This window comes from Carnobacterium sp. FSL W8-0810 (assembly GCF_038007125.1).
Lineage (GTDB): Bacteria > Bacillota > Bacilli > Lactobacillales > Carnobacteriaceae > Carnobacterium_B > Carnobacterium_B inhibens.
Genome location: NZ_JBBOWO010000001.1, coordinates 1,137,301 through 1,156,112 on the forward strand (window position 1 = coordinate 1,137,301; position 18,812 = coordinate 1,156,112).

18 protein-coding genes are annotated in these 18,812 nt (G+C 35.3%); all 18 read left to right on the plus strand.

From position 1 onward, the window contains the following. The first annotated feature begins 103 nt into the window (after positions 1-103). Positions 104-1,195 carry an ABC transporter permease gene (locus NST49_RS05550; RefSeq protein ID WP_341047466.1) on the plus strand — a complete coding sequence of 364 codons (1,092 nt, stop codon included), beginning with the start codon at positions 104-106 and terminating at the stop codon, positions 1,193-1,195. A 15-nt stretch (positions 1,196-1,210) separates the two neighbouring features. Beyond that, entirely contained in the window at positions 1,211-1,882 is a 672-nt protein-coding gene (locus NST49_RS05555) for an ABC transporter ATP-binding protein (protein WP_023178932.1), read from the plus strand. A gap of 40 nt (positions 1,883-1,922) precedes the next feature. Next, positions 1,923-2,378, plus strand: a complete 456-nt coding sequence (locus tag NST49_RS05560; RefSeq protein WP_023178931.1) for a MarR family winged helix-turn-helix transcriptional regulator — start codon at positions 1,923-1,925, stop codon at positions 2,376-2,378. A gap of 56 nt (positions 2,379-2,434) precedes the next feature. Further along, positions 2,435-3,946, plus strand: a complete 1,512-nt coding sequence (locus NST49_RS05565) for a phytoene desaturase family protein (RefSeq protein ID WP_023178930.1) — start codon at positions 2,435-2,437, stop codon at positions 3,944-3,946. A gap of 44 nt (positions 3,947-3,990) precedes the next feature. Beyond that, complete coding sequence (locus tag NST49_RS05570; RefSeq protein ID WP_023178929.1) at positions 3,991-4,851, plus strand: phytoene/squalene synthase family protein; 861 nt, start codon at positions 3,991-3,993, stop codon at positions 4,849-4,851. Between the two features lie 91 nt (positions 4,852-4,942). After that, complete coding sequence (locus NST49_RS05575; protein WP_023178928.1) at positions 4,943-6,445, plus strand: phytoene desaturase family protein; 1,503 nt, start codon at positions 4,943-4,945, stop codon at positions 6,443-6,445. Next, positions 6,438-7,850 (plus strand): aldehyde dehydrogenase family protein, encoded by a 1,413-nt coding sequence (locus NST49_RS05580; protein ID WP_034537388.1) that lies wholly within the window; start codon positions 6,438-6,440, stop codon positions 7,848-7,850. The genes NST49_RS05575 and NST49_RS05580 overlap by 8 nt, the downstream gene beginning before the upstream one ends. A 65-nt stretch (positions 7,851-7,915) precedes the next feature. Then, positions 7,916-8,971: a glycosyltransferase gene (locus tag NST49_RS05585; protein WP_244877153.1), complete on the plus strand. Its 1,056-nt coding sequence runs from the start codon at positions 7,916-7,918 to the stop codon at positions 8,969-8,971. Between the two features lie 15 nt (positions 8,972-8,986). Then, positions 8,987-9,481 (plus strand): glycosyl-4,4'-diaponeurosporenoate acyltransferase CrtO family protein, encoded by a 495-nt coding sequence (locus NST49_RS05590; protein ID WP_023178925.1) that lies wholly within the window; start codon positions 8,987-8,989, stop codon positions 9,479-9,481. Positions 9,482-9,610: 129 nt separating this feature from the next. Further along, a complete protein-coding gene (locus tag NST49_RS05595) occupies positions 9,611-10,417 on the plus strand; it encodes a motility protein A (protein ID WP_023178924.1) in 807 nt (268 codons plus the stop codon). Further along, the gene (locus tag NST49_RS05600) at positions 10,414-11,160 is read left to right on the plus strand and encodes an OmpA/MotB family protein (RefSeq protein WP_034537383.1); all 747 of its coding nucleotides are present in this window, start codon (positions 10,414-10,416) and stop codon (positions 11,158-11,160) included. The genes NST49_RS05595 and NST49_RS05600 overlap by 4 nt, the downstream gene beginning before the upstream one ends. Before the next feature lie 180 nt (positions 11,161-11,340). Then, entirely contained in the window at positions 11,341-11,787 is a 447-nt protein-coding gene (locus NST49_RS05605; RefSeq protein ID WP_023178922.1) for a CopY/TcrY family copper transport repressor, read from the plus strand. Between the two features lie 21 nt (positions 11,788-11,808). Then, positions 11,809-14,268: a heavy metal translocating P-type ATPase gene (locus NST49_RS05610; protein WP_341047473.1), complete on the plus strand. Its 2,460-nt coding sequence runs from the start codon at positions 11,809-11,811 to the stop codon at positions 14,266-14,268. A 42-nt stretch (positions 14,269-14,310) separates the two neighbouring features. Beyond that, a complete protein-coding gene (locus NST49_RS05615) occupies positions 14,311-14,520 on the plus strand; it encodes a heavy-metal-associated domain-containing protein (RefSeq protein WP_023178920.1) in 210 nt (69 codons plus the stop codon). A 372-nt stretch (positions 14,521-14,892) separates the two neighbouring features. Next, the gene (locus NST49_RS05620) at positions 14,893-16,230 is read left to right on the plus strand and encodes a C1 family peptidase (RefSeq protein ID WP_023178918.1); all 1,338 of its coding nucleotides are present in this window, start codon (positions 14,893-14,895) and stop codon (positions 16,228-16,230) included. 113 nt (positions 16,231-16,343) lie between these two features. Beyond that, entirely contained in the window at positions 16,344-16,922 is a 579-nt protein-coding gene (locus NST49_RS05625) for a TetR/AcrR family transcriptional regulator (RefSeq protein WP_341047477.1), read from the plus strand. Positions 16,923-16,990: 68 nt separating this feature from the next. Continuing rightward, positions 16,991-18,115, plus strand: coding sequence for an ABC transporter permease (locus NST49_RS05630; RefSeq protein WP_341047478.1), 1,125 nt, complete (start codon positions 16,991-16,993; stop codon positions 18,113-18,115). Continuing rightward, positions 18,115-18,798, plus strand: a complete 684-nt coding sequence (locus tag NST49_RS05635; protein WP_187948426.1) for an ABC transporter ATP-binding protein — start codon at positions 18,115-18,117, stop codon at positions 18,796-18,798. The genes NST49_RS05630 and NST49_RS05635 overlap by 1 nt, the downstream gene beginning before the upstream one ends. The last annotated feature ends 14 nt before the right edge of the window (positions 18,799-18,812 follow it).

Genomic DNA, 18,812 nt, shown 5'->3' on the forward strand with positions numbered 1-18,812 from the left:
ACTTTACTTTGAAAAGGGTTCTCTGTATTGTATATCGTGTAAGATGTATTTTTTGAAATTGTTGAGGTATGTAATGAACGTTACATAAATAGGAGGAGATAAAATGTTTTTAGCATGGAAAGAGATTAAACATTCAAAAACAAGATTTGCATTAATTATTGGGGTTATGGTTTTAGTATCTTATCTAGTGTATTTTTTAACAGGTTTAGCTTACGGTTTAGCGCAAGATAATCGTACAAGTGTTGATAAATGGGAAGCAGATGCTATTGTTTTAACAGATGAGTCCAACCAAAATATCAATATGTCTATGATGACGATTGGAGAAACAGAAGATATTTCCGCAGATGAAACAGCATTACTTGGTTTGGCTTCAAGCGTTATTCGTAAAGAAGGCGAAACTGGAGAAGACGCTAAAACGAATGTAACTTTTTTTGGGATTGATCCTGATGAGTTTATTATGCCGGAAGTAATAGAAGGTAAGCCTTTTGAAAATGATGATGAAGTAGTTGCAGATATCAGTTTGAAAGAAGAAGAAGGCATTGAACTGGGCGACACAGTCCAACTTGCTGGGAGTGATAAAGAAGTAGAAGTGGTAGGTTTTACAGAAAATGCTAAGTTTAATGTAGCTCCTGTCTTATATACAACGATCGCTTCTTATCAAGAAGTTCGTTTTGAGGCTGCTGATGATTCTGAAGATGGACGAATCAGTGCAGTCGTAGTAAGAGATTCAACTGCAGATTTTGATGAAATAGTTGGAGATTCAGAAGATTTAGTATCATATTCTATTGGCGATTATATTAACAATATTCCAGGATATAGTGCACAAGTATTAACCTTTGGATTGATGATTGGATTCTTGATCGTTATTGCAGCAGTTGTTATTGGTATCTTTATATACGTATTAACGCTACAAAAAACAAGCATGTTTGGTGTGATGAAAGCTCAAGGGATATCTTCAGGTTATATTGCTAAATCAGTAGTAGCTCAGACATTCTTACTTTCAGCTATTGGAGTTGGTCTTGGTTTACTATTGACTGTTGTTACATCCTTCGTATTGCCTGCAACCGTCCCTTACAGCACAAACTGGGTATTCTTCATTAGTATAACAGCCTTATTGATTATTGTTGCTGTTTTAGGAGCTTTATTCTCAGTACGAACAGTTGTTAAAATCGATCCATTAGAAGCAATCGGATAATAGGAGGAATGAGAAATGAAATTAATTGAATTAGATAATGTCAGCCGTTCATTCGGTGAAGGACATACAAAAATTGAAGCACTAAAGAATACTAGTTTCTCTGTAGAAGAGGGCGAGTTTGTTGCTATTATCGGTCCTAGTGGATCAGGAAAGAGTACCTTGTTGACGATTATTGGGGGCTTACAAACACCTTCAAAAGGGACTGTAGAAATCAACGAAAAACCATTTAGTGATGTTAGTGAAAAAAAACGTGCAGCATTACGTTTTAAAGAAATTGGCTTTATCTTGCAAGCGTCAAACTTGGTTCCATTCTTGACGGTTAAAGATCAACTTAATTTGGTAAATAAAGTTGAAAAATCAAAAGTGCAGAAAGAAAAACAAAAAAAACTATTAGATGAGTTAGGGATTTATGATTTGAAAGATAAATACCCAAGTGATTTGTCCGGTGGGGAACGTCAACGTGTAGCAATTGCTCGTGCATTGTATCATGAACCTTCAGTTATTTTAGCAGATGAACCAACGGCTAGTCTGGATTCTGAAAAGGCATTTGAAGTAGTTGAAATTTTAGCACGAGAAACAAAAAATAAGAAAAAAGCAACCATTATGGTAACCCATGATGAACGATTGATTGACCATTGTGACAAAGTATATGTTATGAAAGACGGCGTATTAACGTTAAGAGAATAAAAATAAATCTATTACAGATTAAGAAGGTTGGCGTTGATAAATGGATGAAACAATATTTGTTCGCTCTTTAGAAGAACAGTTATGTTTTGAAGTATATAGAGCTTCAAATGGTTTTTCAAGAATGTACGGAAGAGCATTAAAACCATTTGGGTTAACATTTCCGCAGTATCTTGTACTATTGGCCCTATGGGATGAAGACCATGTCTTTATAAAAAATATCAGTGACCGTATTGGGATGAGTATTGGAACAATGAATCCAATTCTTAATCGTTTAGCCACTCAAGGATGGATCGAAAAAGTAACATCTGATATTGATAAGCGTGCAGTAGTGGTTACATTGACTGAAAAGAGTCAGAACGAAAAAAAAGCAATCTCAAAAGCAATCTTAAATGAGATCATTAATTGTGATATGACAGACATCAATAATGATGCTTTCTTAAATGGATTAAAAGCATTAAATAGAGAATTTGATCATTTAGAAGAGGACAGTGAATAAACTGATTTAGGGGATAAGATCTTTTTAGCGATGCTGGAGAAGAAAAGAGGGATTATTTGACAAAAAAGGTAGCCGTTATTGGAGCTGGTGTAGCCGGTTTAGCTAGTGCTATTCGGTTGCAACATGAAGGATATGAAGTAGAGTTATTTGAAAAAGAAGCCATTCCAGGTGGGAAAATGAATCGTATTGAAAAAGATGGTTATACATTTGATCTAGGTCCAAGCCTCGTGATGATGCCGGAGATTTATAAAGAAGTTTTCGAATTGGCGGGAAGAGATCCAGATGATTATATTCCTATGACAAGACTAGATCCTATGTATTCTGCCTTCTTTGGCCCAGATGAAAAAGATAGATATGATGTATCCTCAGATCTCGTTACATTGATAGCTTCACTGGAAAATCTTAGTGATGAAGATGCTAAAGGATTTTTAAGTTACTTGCAAGATATTTATGGACGTTTTATCGTAGCAAAAGATCACTTTTTGCAACGACCTTTCAGAAGTGCGTTAGATTTTTATAATCCATTTATGATCAAGCAAGCGCTGAAGTTGAAAACATTTGATACTGCCAGTCATTCTATCGGTAAATTCGTAAAGGATAAACGAATGCAGCAAATGTTGAGCTTTCAAACTTTATATATAGGCGTTTCACCCAATAATGGACCTTCTCTTTATTCGATCATTCCAATGATTGAATTCCTTTACGGTGTTTGGTTTATTAAAGGCGGTATGTACACAATGGCTAAGTCAATGGAACGTTTATTTTTAGAATTAGGCGGAAAAGTGAATTATAATACGCCTGTAGAACGTATTTTGATCCAAGATAAAAAAGCTTATGGAATCCAACTGCAAAATAAAAAGGTTCTAACTGATTTTGTTTTATGTAACGCGGATTTCCCTTATGCTATCAAAAATTTGGTTCAAGACAAAGCTGCAAAAGGCAAATATACTGATAAAAAAATTGACAGTATGAAGTATTCTTGTTCTTGTTTTATCCTGTACCTAGGTATGGATCGTAAATATGATCAGGTTGAACAATTGCATAATTTTGTGTTTACAGAAGATCTAGATAAAAATCTTGAAGATATTTTTGATGGGAAATTATTAGATAAACCTTCTTACTATTTATATATGGCTTCAAAAATGGATCAATCTATGGCACCAGAAGGCAAAGAAGGTTTGTATCTGTTGGTTCCAGTTTCGGATCTATCAACAGCAGATTACGAATGGAATGAAGAAACGGTTCAGTATTATCGTTCGCAAGTCTTAAATTCACTTAAAACATTAAAAGGTTTTGAAAATGTTGAAAATGAGATCGTATCGGAAACGTATATGACACCTTTAGATTTTGAAGAAAAATTCAATGCGTATAATGGGGCTTGTTTTGGTTTAAGACCTAATTTGCTGCAAAGCAATCATTTTCGTCCACAAGCAAAAGCAAAGAATTGTGAAAATCTTTATTTTGCCGGAAGTAGTACCCATCCAGGAGCAGGAGTTCCTATCGTATTGTTGTCTGCCAAAATAGCTGTAGAAGAATTATTGTTAGATGATCGTGGAGTTAAAGCATGATGGTTTAAAAAAAGTAGATTATCAAAAGTTAGGAGGGTCGGAATATGGAATTAAACAAACAAGAAACCATAAAACAAGATTATCAGTACTGTGAAAACATTATTAAACAGCACTCCAAAAGTTTTTATTATGCTTTCTCACGTTTGCCTAAGGCTAAGGCACAAGCCATATTTGCTATTTACGCCTTTTGCAGGCGGGCCGATGATGATGTAGATTTAGCAGAAACAACCCAAGAACAGTTAGCTGCAGTTGATGCACTTGAAAAAGAATTGGCCTTATTTGAAAGTGGAAAACCAATTGATCACCCTGCTTGGAGAGCTTTAGCAGATGTGTTTGAACGATACGATATGGATATTCAGCCGTTTTATTATCAATTAACTGGTCAAAAAATGGATGTGCAATTTAGCATGCCTGAAACGATGTCAGGATTAGAAAAGTATTGTTTTTATGTAGCCGGCTCAGTTGGGCTTATGTTATTGCCTGTTTTAGCTTCTGAAACAAATAAAGATCTTACTCAAACAGCGATCGATCTAGGAGTAGCCATGCAGCTGACCAATATATTGAGAGACGTTGGCGAAGATTTTCAAAATATTGGACGTGTGTATCTCCCGGTTTCAGAATTAGAAAAGGAAAATTATTCTGTTCGAGAGTTGGGGAAAAAAGAAGTTACTGATAAATTTATCCGTATCTGGGAAAGATTAGCTCAACGTGCTGAAGAATTATATGATAAAGTTCAACCTGACTATCGTTATTTTGATGAAGATAGCCGTTTACCGGTTGAATTATCAGCTAATGTCTATAAAGGGCTGTTAAATGCGGTACGAAAAAATAAGTACGATTGTTTTACAAAACGCAATTATGTTTCTAAAATGGAGATGCAGCGTATTTACCAAGCAATAAAATAAGGAATTGTCCTTGACGAATGAGCACGATGCTTGAGTCTGGGACTTTTCTTATACAATAAATGAGAATACAGTACATGAGGAGTGTTTGAATATGTCATCTCAGAAAAAATCAGTAATTGTCATTGGCGGAGGATTAGGTGGGCTTTCAGTAGCTATTTCACTAGCTCAGAGTGGATATAAGGTATCTCTTTTTGAACAAAATAATCATCTTGGAGGTAAGTTAAACCGTTTAGAACAAGATGGTTTTGGTTTTGATTTAGGCCCATCAATTTTAACAATGCCTCACGTATTCGAAAAACTATTTACAGACAGTGGACGTAAGATGGAAGATTATCTTTCGATCATTCAATTAGATCAACAATGGAGATCTTTCTTTCCAGATGGTACGGTTATTGACCTATATGGCGATTTAGATAAAATGGCTAGGGAAAATCAAGCGTTAAGTGAAAAGGATATGAAAGAATATACAGAGTTCTTGTCTTACGCTAAAAAATTATATGATGCAACTGAAAAAGGTTATTTTGAAAAGGGATTAGATAAAACAGGAGAAATTTTTCGGGAGCATGGGTTAATAGGTTCGATGAAAGATTTTGATTATTTTTCATCTATGTATGATGCTATTGAAAAAAGAATCAGCAATCAAAAAGTCAGAGACATGCTGGCTTACTTTATCAAGTACGTCGGTTCTTCACCATATGATGCCCCAGCGGTATTAAATATGATGATTTATATGCAGCATGCTCAAGGCGTTTGGTATGTTCCTGGGGGGATGCATAAAATCGCTGAGGGACTCGTTAAGCTGGCTGGCGAGTTGGGCGTAGAATTGAATACAGGTAAAGCCGTTACTTCTTTTGTTAAAGATAATCAAAGTCAAATTAATGGTGTACAATTTGCGGACGGCTCTCTAAAAAAGGCCGATTATTATGTTTCAAATATGGAAGTCATCCCAGCTTATAAAAAATTATTAAACGAGGAAACTGACTTTATTGAAAAATTAGAAAAAAGATTTGAGCCTTCAAGTTCTGGATTAGTTTTGCATTTGGGTGTAAATAAAGAATATCCACAGCTTGCTCACCATAATTTCTTTTTCTCAGCTGATCCAGCTAATCACTTTGATACTGTATTTAATAAACATGAACTTCCAGAAGATCCTACTATTTACTTAGTAAACGTGAATAAAACAGATGAAACTCAAACTAAACCAGGACATGAAAATATTAAAATATTGCCTCATATTCCATATATTCAAGACAAACCCTTTACTCAAGAAGATTATCTGCAATTTCGTGAACGAGTCTTAACCAAATTAGAAAAAATGGGATTAACAGATTTGCGTCAACATATTGTGACAGAAGATATGTGGACACCGGATGATATTGAGAAAACCTATGGATCGCATAAAGGTTCAATTTATGGAACCGTTTCTAATCGTAAAAAAAATCATGGATTTAAGCATGCTAAACACAGTGAAAAATATGATAATCTTTATTTTGTTGGTGGAACCGTAAATCCAGGTGGAGGTATGCCGATGGTTACTATGAGTGGTCAACAAGTTAGAGATAAAATCGTGCAACGAGACCAAGAAAATGAGTGATACAACAAGAGTCAATAACCAAAAGATAAACTGGTTTATTATTCAACAACGTCAAAAAAGTAGGATGACAGAAACAAATCTTTCAGATATCCGTTACCGCAAACAACAATTGGCTACTTTTAAGTTAATGTTAGAGAATAATCAAGATGAGTTGCTGAATGCGCTTTATGAAGATTTAGGGAAGTCACCTGAAGAAGCTTACGTTTCTGAAATTGCTGTATTGCTTCAAGAAATCGACTTTATGAAACGTAAACTAACTAAGTGGCAAAGACCTAAAAGGAAACGTCACGTTAGATTAAGTTCATTTAGCAAAACAAGTATTCAACATCACCCTTATGGATCGGTATTGATTATTAGTCCTTGGAATTACCCTTTACATCTAGCACTTCTTCCTGCAATAGGGGCAATAGCTGCCGGGAATAGTTGTTTTATTAAACCTTCTGAGTATGCTCCTGCAACAGCAAAGTTATTAGCAGAATTAGTTGAGAATTATTTTTCACCGGATAATTTAGTGGTTGTCACCGGAGATGCCTCAGTGGCTAGTGACTTATTAGAATTGCCATGGGATTTCATTTTTTTTACTGGAAGTAAAAAAGTGGGTTCAATTGTTTACGAAGCCGCAGCTGCAAAGCAAATTCCGATTGTACTCGAATTAGGGGGAAAGAATCCTTGTATTGTTGACGAAACGAATCTAACTCCGTCAGTTGTTCAGCGAATCATTTGGGGGAAATTTTTAAATGCAGGACAAACCTGTATCGCTCCTGATACGATGTATGTTCATGAATCTGTTTACGCTAAATTTCTTCAACTAGCGGCTGACCAAATTAAAGCATTTTATGGATCTCAACCGATTCACCCTTCACGTTTCGGTCGTATTGCTCATGATAAACAAGTTGAAAAATTAATGGGCTATTTGAAACAAGGAAAAATCTATTATGGTGGACACACGGACACTGCTAATCGATTTATTGAACCGACACTATTAACAGATATCCCAGTTGATAGTTCAATTCTGCAAGAAGAAATATTCGGTCCAATTTTGCCAGTCATTCCTTACACTGATTTAGCAACTTTAGTTCATCAATTGAAATCTTTTCCTGATCCGCTAGCTGTATATGTGTTTAGTAAAGATAAAAAATCCATTCAGTTTTTGAAAAGCGAATTGCGTTCAGGAGCGTTCAGTTTAAATCAAGTGATTTTACATGCTGTCAGCTCGCATAGTCCTTTTGGTGGGGTCGGAGCTAGTGGTTTTGGACGCTATCATGGAATGGCTAGTTTGGATACCTTTAGTTATTTGAGGATGGATTATGAGAATCTCTTGCCTTTCAATATACAGAAACAATATCCTCCGTATCAATCTAATGATATAAACCTTCTTCGTAAATGGAGGCGTTGGTTATTTTAGAAGTAGAAAATATCATCACTATTTTTTGTTTTCTTACAGGAATAGCACTAGTCAGTGGCTTTCTGATGCTTTGGAAAATTCCTTTAGCATTAAAAAAAGACAAACGGCTAAGTGAAGGGAAAACGTTATCGATTATTATACCTGCTAGAAATGAAGCAAATCGTTTACCAAAACTACTAAACTCATTAAAAGAACAATCAACCTATAACGTAGAAATAATAGTAGTCGATGATGATTCAAAAGATCAAACGGTTGCTATTGCTAAACGTTATGGCGTTCAAGTAATAGAAAGAAACAGTACTGAGGAGGGTCTCGGAAAATCCGCAGCTTGCTGGCGTGGAGCCCAAAAGTCCGATGGAGATTGGTTGCTTTTTTTAGATGCAGATACGTACTTTGATGATCAATTTAGTTTACAGCATTTACTAAACACCTATCAATCGGTTGGTGAAAATGGCATTTTATCTTTTCAGCCTTATCACAAAATAGCCCACCTATATGAAAATTTATCTGCAGTTTTTAATATTATTTTAATGGCTGGAATGAATACTTTTACACCTATAGGGGATAAACTTAAAGCAGCTGGATCTTTTGGTCCATGTATTTTGTGTACAAGAGAAGACTATTTTAATGTTGGCGGTCATAAAGAAATACAAGGAGCAATCATGGATGATTTAGCATTAGGGGAGTTATTCGACAAAAACGGATTTCCTGTTCGTTGTTATAGCGGAAAAGAAACCATTTCTTTCCAGATGTATCCAGAAGGAATAAAAGCATTAGTGGAAGGGTGGACAAAAAGCTTTGGAACTGCTGTGCAATCTACTCATCCATTAGTCACATCAATCATTTCAAGTTGGATCAGCGGAAGTTTTTTCTCTGTTTTTGCTTTAATAGGAGCTTTGAATATAGGCCACTTTAACTTAGTACTATCAACTAGCCTTTTGTGTATCCTGTATCTTATGCAGTTTTATTGGCTAGCTAGACGAGTAGGAAACTTTAAGTTTTATGCACTCGTTCTCTATCCGTTCCAATTTTTATTTTTTATTGGATTGTTTGCTTGGTCACTTGTTTTGACAAAAGTTTTTCATAGAGTGAAGTGGCGAGGGCGTAATATAGAAGTATAATGGAGGGAAAACTCAATGCAGCTCATAGAATTATCCGTTTTCTGGACCATCATTACTGATAGTGCAGCATGGCTTTTTTTTCATTTAGCTATTTCTATTTTTACGTTGCATTTACCGAAACATTTTTTCCTAACCACTAACTTTCTTTATCGGACTAGAGAATGGGAAGCGGAAGGACAATTTTGGCAAACACATTTTAACGTTAAGAAATATGCAAAGATCATTCCTGAAGGCTCTCGTATTTTAGGAAGTGGTTTTTATAAAAGAAGGTTAAAGCATAAAGAAACGACTTATTTAGAAACCTTTATACTCGAAACAAAAAGAGCAGAATTGACACATTGGCTTTCAATTCTTCCTTCATTTCTCTTTTTTTTATGGAATCCAGCTTGGGCAGGCTGGGTAATGGTTAGTTACGCTTTACTATTCAATATTCCTATTATAATAGTTCAACGATATAATCGACCGCGGCTTGAAAAAATACTTGCTCGTAAAAAAAAATTCCCATTCTAAGATTCAATGAATGGGAATTTTTTTGGTTTTCATCCTCATTAGAGACTTAATAACGAAAGAAAAAAACCGATATAAGTAATGAAGATATAGGTATTGTTCCGTTGATATTAAAAACTTGGAGGAATTATAGTGGGAGCATTGATTGCATTAATTATTGGATTTGGATCTATGATCATAGGCTTTATGGGAGAAGGAGGACATGTAGGTGCACTTATTTCTTGGACGCCAGCTGTGATCGTTTTCGGAGGTACTCTTGGAAGTGTCTTGTTAGCATTTCCTTTAGAATATATAAAAAATATTGGGAAAATTCTTAAAGTGTCATTTACTGCAAAGTCAAAAGACTTAACGACTATCATTGTTTACTTCAGTACGATAGCTGCTAAAGTAAAAAGAGAAGGCGTATTGAGTATTGAATCTGAAGCTGCAGATAGTTCTGATGTTGATCCATTTATAAAAAAAGGCATTCAATTAATAGTAGACGGCGAATCCTATGAAATGATACGAGACACATTAGAACTTGAAATGGATGCTATAGCAGAGCGTCATAAGACTGGAGCAGCTATTTTTAATTCAGCTGGCGGTACTGCTCCTACAATGGGAATTGTTGGAACAGTATTAGGTTTGGTCCATGTATTAGGTGGCTTAGCAGATGCAGATATGTCTCAACTGGGTGCAAGTATCTCTTCTGCATTTTTAGCAACTCTTTATGGACTGGCTAGTGCAAACTTAGTCTTCCTGCCTATTGCTACTCGATTAAAAAAAATCGCTCAAAAAGAAGAAATGGAAAAGGAACTAATATTAGAAGGTATTTTAATGCTCCAACAAGGCGTGCGCCCTAATCTAATAACTGAAAAATTAACCGGTTTTCTAAATGGTACAGAAATTCTAGTAGACAGCAGCAATATAGAAGAAGGAAAGGCAGTTCCTGAACTATGAGCAGACGAAACAAGAAACATGAAGAAGAACCAGAAAACCATGAAAGATGGTTACTCTCCTATGCAGATTTCATCACACTCTTAATGATATTTTTTATCATTATGTATTCTATGAGTGAAATGGATAAATCAAAATACAATGCTCTGGCTTCTGTTTTCAATGTTGAAATGGGTGGCGGAGATGCAAGTATCGTTGAAGGTGGAAACGGAACTGGAAATGCGGATACTGGAGCAGAAGGAGAATTAACGGAAGAAGAAAAACAACTAGAGGTTAAAGAAGCTGTTGATCAATATATTGATACCAGTGGATTAAACGATAGTGTAACAACATCTATTGAAGAAAGAGGATTAGTTCTCAGTTTTAATGATGCCTTATTTTTTGATAGTGGAGATGCAGAAATTAAGGAAGATCAAAAAAATAAATTTGCAGATATTGGAAGATTGTTGAATCAGCCTGCTTTAAAAGAGAGTTTTATTCGAGTGGAAGGACATACGGACTCTATTCCTGTCTCAAATCCAAAGTATAAATCAAACTGGGATCTTTCTGCATTAAGAGCGAGTAATGTTGCTCAAATTATTATAAATGATGCTGGGATTCAGCCTAACAGGGTTTCTGTCATAGGATATGGGGAATACCGGCCAAAAGCAGATAATAAAACCGAAGAAGGACGGAATGAGAACAGAAGAGTTGATATTTTGATTTTGAATAGTGAATTTAATAACGCTGAACAAGTAGCACAATAAGGAGTGAGAGAATTTTCTCGCTTCTTTTTTCTATAATAAAAGAAAGAAACAGTACTAAGAATGAAAAATTGGATACCAATTGTAAATCCTAGACATAACTATTGACAAGAAACGTTTACAGATGTAAACTATAAATATAAGAAACGTTTACGAATGTAATCGAATAGGAGGACGAGATAAATGACAAACAAAACTCAGCCAACCATTTCAGATGCGGAATGGGAAATTATGCGGGTAGTTTGGACTAATCACACGGTGACTAGTAAAGATATTACAGAAATAATAAAAGAAAAAATGAATTGGAAACAAGCGACGATTAAAACATTGATTGGTCGGTTAGTTGAAAAGGGAATGTTGAAGACAGAAGCAATCGGAAATAAATATTTGTACAGTCCTTCAGTTACTGAAGAAGAAAGTTTGAAAAGCAAAACATCCGATTTTTTTGAACACCTTTGCAATCGAAAAGTTGGGGCAACGCTAGCAGAATTGCTTAGTGAAGCCACGTTAAGTCATTCGGATGTACAGCTATTAGAAGAAATAATACAACGAAAAAAAATGGAAGCAGTGGATGTTGTATCGTGTAATTGCACGCCGGGCCAATGTGACTGTCAACACTATCATCATTAATTTAAAAAGGAGTGAATGAAAATGATTGAAAAAAACTTTACAATTGAAGGGATGAGTTGTGCTTCTTGTGCTCAGACTGTTGAAAAAGCAACTAAAAAATTGTCAGGAGTCCAAGAATCAACGGTTAATCTAGCTACTGAAAAAATGCATATCACCTATGATGAGGCAAAACTTACGGATAAAGATATTCAAGAGGCTGTCAATCAGTCAGGATATAAAGCAGTAACAAACACAAAACAAAAAAATTATGTGATTGAAGGCATGACGTGCGCATCTTGTGCACAAACAATTGAAAAAGCAGTAGGGAAATTAGCTGCTGTACAAATGGTAAATGTTAATTTAGCAACTGAAAAAATGAGTATCGAATATGACCCTGATCAATTAGTTTTAGCAGAAGTTACGAAAGCTGTTGAAGAAGTTGGGTATACAGCACATGAAGAAGTTGAAACAGGGGATGAAGTAGATAGAACTCGTGAAAAAAAAGCACAGCACATAAAAGATATGTGGCAACGTTTTTGGATTTCAGCCCTTTTCACTGTGCCTTTATTGTATATTTCAATGGGGCATATGCTAGGAATGCCTTTACCAGAATTCATTGATCCTATGGCAAACGCTGTGACATTTGCTCTAGCTCAATTGGTTTTAACTATTCCCGTAATCATTTTAGGAAGAGAATTCTTTAAAGTGGGGTTTAAGGCTTTAGTTAAAGGGCATCCCAACATGGATTCGCTGGTTGCTTTAGGAACGAGTGCTGCATTCCTGTACAGTTTGATTTCAACTGTAGCGATAGGAATGGGAAATACTCATTTAGCGATGGATCTTTATTATGAATCTGCGGCAGTTATTTTGACGTTGATTACGCTTGGAAAATACTTTGAAGCTCTTTCAAAGGGAAAAACATCTGAAGCAATAAAGAAATTAATGGGTCTAGCTCCAAAACAAGCTAGAATAATGCGTAATGGACAAGAAGTCGATGTAGCAATTGATGAAGTTCAAGTAAATGACCTCATCATTGTTAAACCTGGTGAAAAAATGCCGGTCGATGGAATCGTTGTTGAAGGAAATACTTCAGTTGATGAAGCAATGTTGACCGGAGAAAGTATACCGGTTGAAAAAACAGCCGGCGATGCTGTAATTGGGGCAAGTATCAATCAAAATGGGACCATTAAATATAAAGCCACTAAAGTAGGGAAAGATACAGCCTTATCTCAAATCATTAAATTGGTTGAAGATGCCCAAGGTTCGAAAGCTCCCATTGCAAAATTGGCTGATATTATTTCTGGATATTTTGTACCTATCGTTATTGTATTAGCTGTTATATCAGGTTTAGCTTGGTATATAGCAGGTGAGTCAGGTGTATTTGCTTTAACGATTGCTATTTCTGTATTAGTTATTGCTTGTCCTTGTGCACTTGGTTTAGCAACTCCAACTGCTATTATGGTTGGAACAGGGAAAGGTGCAGAACATGGAGTTTTGATTAAAAGTGGTGGAGCATTAGAAAAAACGCACAAGATCCAAACAATTATTTTTGACAAAACAGGTACAATCACAGAAGGAAAACCTGAAGTAACAGACATTTTAGCAGTGAATGGAATGTCCGAAGAAGAACTGCTGATCCTTGCAGCTTCTGCTGAAAGAGGATCAGAACATCCATTAGGAGAAGCGATTGTTCATGGGGCAGAAAAGAAAGACTTGTCTCTTTTTAAAACTCAAACGTTTAATGCACTGCCAGGACATGGAATTGAAGTAACGATTGAGAATCAATCGCTATTATTAGGAAATAAAAAACTAATGATAGACCGTGGAATTTCGATAGATACAGTAGAAACAGTTTCCGATACGTTGGCTGGTGAAGGGAAAACACCAATGTACATTGCTAAAGATGGTCAAATTGTTGGGATTATTGCCGTTGCTGATACAGTAAAAGCAAATAGTTTGAAAGCTATTGAGAAATTGCATAAGATGGGATTAGAAGTAGCGATGATCACTGGTGATAATAAACGTACAGCCCAAGCAATTGCAAAACAAGTCGGTATTGATCGTGTATTAAGTGAAGTACTTCCAGAAGAAAAAGCAAACGAAGTGAAAAAATTGCAAGCTGAAGGAAAAATCGTTGCGATGGTTGGTGATGGAATCAATGATGCTCCAGCTTTAGCTCAAGCAGATATCGGAATTGCTATTGGATCAGGTACAGATGTAGCTATGGAATCTGCTGATATTGTGTTGATGAGAAGTGATTTAATGGACGTATCAACAGCCGTTGAATTAAGTAAAGCAACCATCAAAAATATCAAAGAAAACTTATTTTGGGCATTTGGATACAATGTATTAGGTATTCCAATTGCGATGGGTCTATTGCATGTTTTTGGTGGACCATTATTAAATCCTATGCTAGCTGGAGCGGCAATGAGTTTCAGCTCAGTATCTGTATTGATTAACGCCTTGCGCTTAAAAAGGTTCAAACCCTCTTCTAATAAATAGAAAAGAGGTAAAAAAATAAAAATAGAAATGGAGCGATTACTAATGAAAAAAGAATTGACCATTGAAGGTATGAAATGTGAAGGTTGTGCCAGCACAGTAGTTGAAAAAATTCAAGCTGTTGAAGGAGTTGAACGTGTAGCAGTTGATTTAGCTACTAAACAAGCTATTGTGGAAAGCCAAACAGACATTGATGAAGCGGTTTTTAATCAAGCATTAAGCGATACAAATTATGATGTAGTAAGCAGTAACTAAAGTTTAAAAACTCACTTTTCTACGGAAGAGTGAGTTTTTTTGTTCACTTTTACGTGGACCCCGCTTTGACGAATAAGTGAGAATTTTTTTTATTCAACTTCTACGTGAAGAGCTGTTTCATAGAAAAGTAGCTCACATTTTGAGCTCTACTTTTACGTCAAAGGTCGTTTCATGTAAGAGTAGTACCCGTTGTATGATATGTAATCAAGAAAGGCTAGGAAAAAAAGTTGAATTAAAAGGGAAAACAATTATATTTTGATGAAATAGACCATTAAAATAAGGACAAGTTTAATTAGTACTCTAAATGAAGCAACTTGCTAAATAAGCCAAAGAAGAGTAACCTATTAATTATTATTTAGGGGAGGAATGAAGATGGGAATCAATAACGAATTATTAACGAAATTTAAAGACCAATTTGATGACAATAGCAGTAACCAAGTGATCAAAGGTGCAATTGCAAAAGTTGGTATTGATGATGCTTCTTTAGACAATAATGTTTTAAGAAAGCACTCTTTTGAGTTTTCAAATGAAACAAAACGCGGCACAATAACAAATCAAAAATCTAGTGGACGCTGTTGGATGTTTGCAGCATTAAATACAGCTCGTGTAGATACAATGAATAAGTTAAATATGGAAAGTTTTGAGTTTTCACAAAACTATACATTATTTTGGGATAAATTAGAAAAAGCAAATTATTTCTTAGACAGCATTTTGGAAACACTTGACGAAGCCCAAGATTCTAGAATTATTTCTCATCTATTGATGGATCCAGTTCAAGATGGAGGACAGTGGGATATGTTTTCAGGTCTGTTAGAAAAATATGGAGCTGTTCCTAAATCAGTTATGCCGGAAACCTTTCATTCTTCTAATACAAGAAAATTAAATTCAATACTGACATCTAAATTAAGAGAATTTGCTTGTCAATTACGTGAAGGTTACCAAGCAGGATCAACACAAAATGAACTAACGGCTAAAAAAGAAGATATGTTGTATTTTATCTATACAGTTTTAGTGAAAGCTTTAGGAGAAGTTCCTGAAACATTCACTTATACGTATCGAAACAAAGATGATGAATACTGTCGCATCAAAGATATTACACCACAAGCTTTTTTCAAAGAGTATGTAGGTTGGGACTTAACTAGTTTAGTCAGTTTGTTGAATGCACCAACAGAAGATAAACCATATGGAAGAGCTTACACCGTTAAGTATTTAGGAACCGTTAAAGAAGCTAAACCGATTCAATACATCAATGTTCCGATCCAAGTACTAAAAGAAGCAGCAGTTGCTTCAATTAAAGACGGACAACCTGTGTGGTTTGGCTGTGATGTGGGCAAAATGTCGATAAGAGATGTTGGGATTATGGATGAACACAGTTACAATTATGAGTTGACATTGGGTGAAGATAGCGGTTTGTCAAAAGCTCAACGCTTAGATTACGGAGACAGCTTATTGACCCATGCGATGGTTTTTGTTGGAGTAGATTTAGATGAACAAGGTCAACCACAGACTTGGAAAGTCGAAAACAGTTGGGGAGATAAGTCTGGTAAAAAAGGGATTTTTTCTATGAGTGATAAATGGTTTGAAGAATTTAATTATCAAATTGCAGTAGACAAGAAATACATTCCTGAAAAATGGTTAAAAGCCTTAGATGAACCCATTATCGAATTAGAACCTTGGGATCCAATGGGTGCTTTAGCATTAGTTAAATAAATGGATACCAAGAGTTGAGGGATTTGTCTCAGCTCTTGGTATTTTTGCTTTTTAGCAGATGAGAACATGGTATAATCTATAGTAGAAAAGAGAAAATGAAAGGATGATTTTGGATGGTAAGAGAAAAGAAATTTTCAACAGAAGATATTTACGTACAGACTCATAATCTTCTGATAAAGGAAGGATATGAAAAATTTTCTTTTAGTCTGCTAGCTAAGTCATTAAATGTTTCAAGAGCGGCTATTTATAAGTACTATACGAATAAAGATGAACTTATTACGGACTATTTAATAAAGCAAATGGAACAGATGATGCGGGATTTTAATCAACTAACATGGTCTGTAGACTATTCCAATCAATTTGACCAATTATTCGAGCTGATATTCAATTATCGAGATACGCATTTGATCTCAAATGATATACCAAAGAAAACCCTAATTAGTTCTGAAAAACAACTACAAAAAGAGGCGATTTCTAAAGAAGTGCATGGCCATTTTTTAAATTATATACAACAATTTATCCAGACGGGTAAAAAAAATGGACAGATAAAAAAAGAAATACCCGATAGTTTAATTGTGGGTATTATTTTTCATAGCATTAATATACCTGATCGTTCTCAATTAAGTTTGCAAGAAAAAGCTTATTTTATTAAGATGATCATAAAAAATGGTATTTTTGATACACCAAAGTGACACGAGTGTAACTTTGGTGTATACTACTCATTGTAAGGATAAATATTCAAAGAAATGGGGTAGGATAAATGTTTTTAGCATTAAAAGAATTAAAGCACTCCAAAGGAAAATTTATGATGATTGGTTTAATTATCGTATTTATTTCGTGGCTCGTGTTTGTATTATCTGGTCTTGGAACAGGATTATCTGATTTAGCAACTTCGACGTTAAAATATTCTGAGGCAGATTATGTTGTTTTTGAAGATGAAACAGATTTTAGCTTTTCTAAATCGATTCTTCCCGAATCGTTAGAGAAAGAAATAGCAGAACAAAAAGGTGTAGAGTCTGTTGCTTCTATGGGGACTGTTTCAGCTTCGATTCGTTCAGCTGGCAGTAATGAAGAAAATGCAACAAAAGTTGATGTTCTTATAGCAGGCATTCAACCCGGATCGTTCATGGAGCCAAGCGTTCGTTCTGGTGAACCATTGGCGTCAAGTAATTTAAATGGTGTAATCGTAGATGAATCATTGAAAGAAGATGGATTTTCATTAGGTGATACATTAGCAATCAATGGATCTACTGAAGAGTTGGAGATCATTGGTTTTGTTGAAAATGAGACTTTAAACCATCAACCGGTTATTTTTAGTCAGCTAGATAAATTTCGTGCTATCAAGTATGCTGCACCTGGTTCAGATAATGGAATAGAAAATCCAGTTAATGGAATTCTAGTTCAAGGAACGGATATAGATGTGGAAGTCGTAAATGAAACAATCGATGGGATTGAAATCGGTACAAAAGATGAAGCAGTGAATGCAGTTCCTGGCTATACAGCTGAGAATGGAACGATCATGATGATGCTTTGGTTTTTAATCATTATTTCGGCGTTTATCATAGGTGTATTTTTCTATGTTTTGACCAACCAAAAAACACAACAGTTTGGTGTATTAAAGGCTATTGGAGGAAGCAACTGGTTTGTTATTAAAACAGTTATTTCACAAGTTTTTATTTTATCAGCGGTCAGCATCTTAGTAGGGATTGGACTGACATATATGACTGCAGCAGTACTGCCAGAAGGAATGCCGTTTAATTTGCAACTTCCTATGGTTATTATCTATAGTGTTGTTTTACTAGCGATAAGTGTATTAAGTTCGTTATTTTCTGTAATGAAAATTTCAAAAATTGATCCGTTAACAGCCTTAGGGAGGGTGGAATAATGTCTGGTATTCAGTTGAAAAATGTAACAAAACGTTATAAAGATAGTGAAAGTGAAACCATTGCTTTAGATCATGTTTCGTTGACTGTAAATAAAGGAGAGTTTGTGGCGATTATTGGACCGTCTGGTTCAGGAAAAAGTACCTTTTTATCCATTGCTGGAGCTTTATTGCAGCCTTCTGAAGGAGAAGTGTTTATAAAAGACAGAGCTATTTCAACTTTAAGTGAAAAAGAATTAGCACACGTTCGCTTAGAACAAATTGGCTTTATACTCCAAACATCTAACTTAATCCCTTATTTAACAGTGTTAGATCAACTCTTAGTAGTTGTTAAAATGAAAGGTGCGATCACTGAAGAATTGAAACAAACCGCTAGTGAATTGCTGACAGATTTGGGATTAGGAAACAAACTGAAAAAATTCCCTAACGAATTATCCGGTGGTGAAAGACAACGAGTGGCTATTGCACGTTCCTTTATGAATGATCCAGATGTTATTTTAGCAGATGAACCTACAGCTAATTTAGATACGGCGCGTGCTTATGAAGTGGTCCAATTGATTGCAAAAGAAGTAAGATCTCGTAATAAAGCAGCTATCATGGTAACGCATGATGAGCGTATGCTGAAAGATTGTGATCGAGTATACCGTATTGAAGACGGTGTACTGAAAGAAGAAAAAAATGTATAAGGAATAAATTCGAA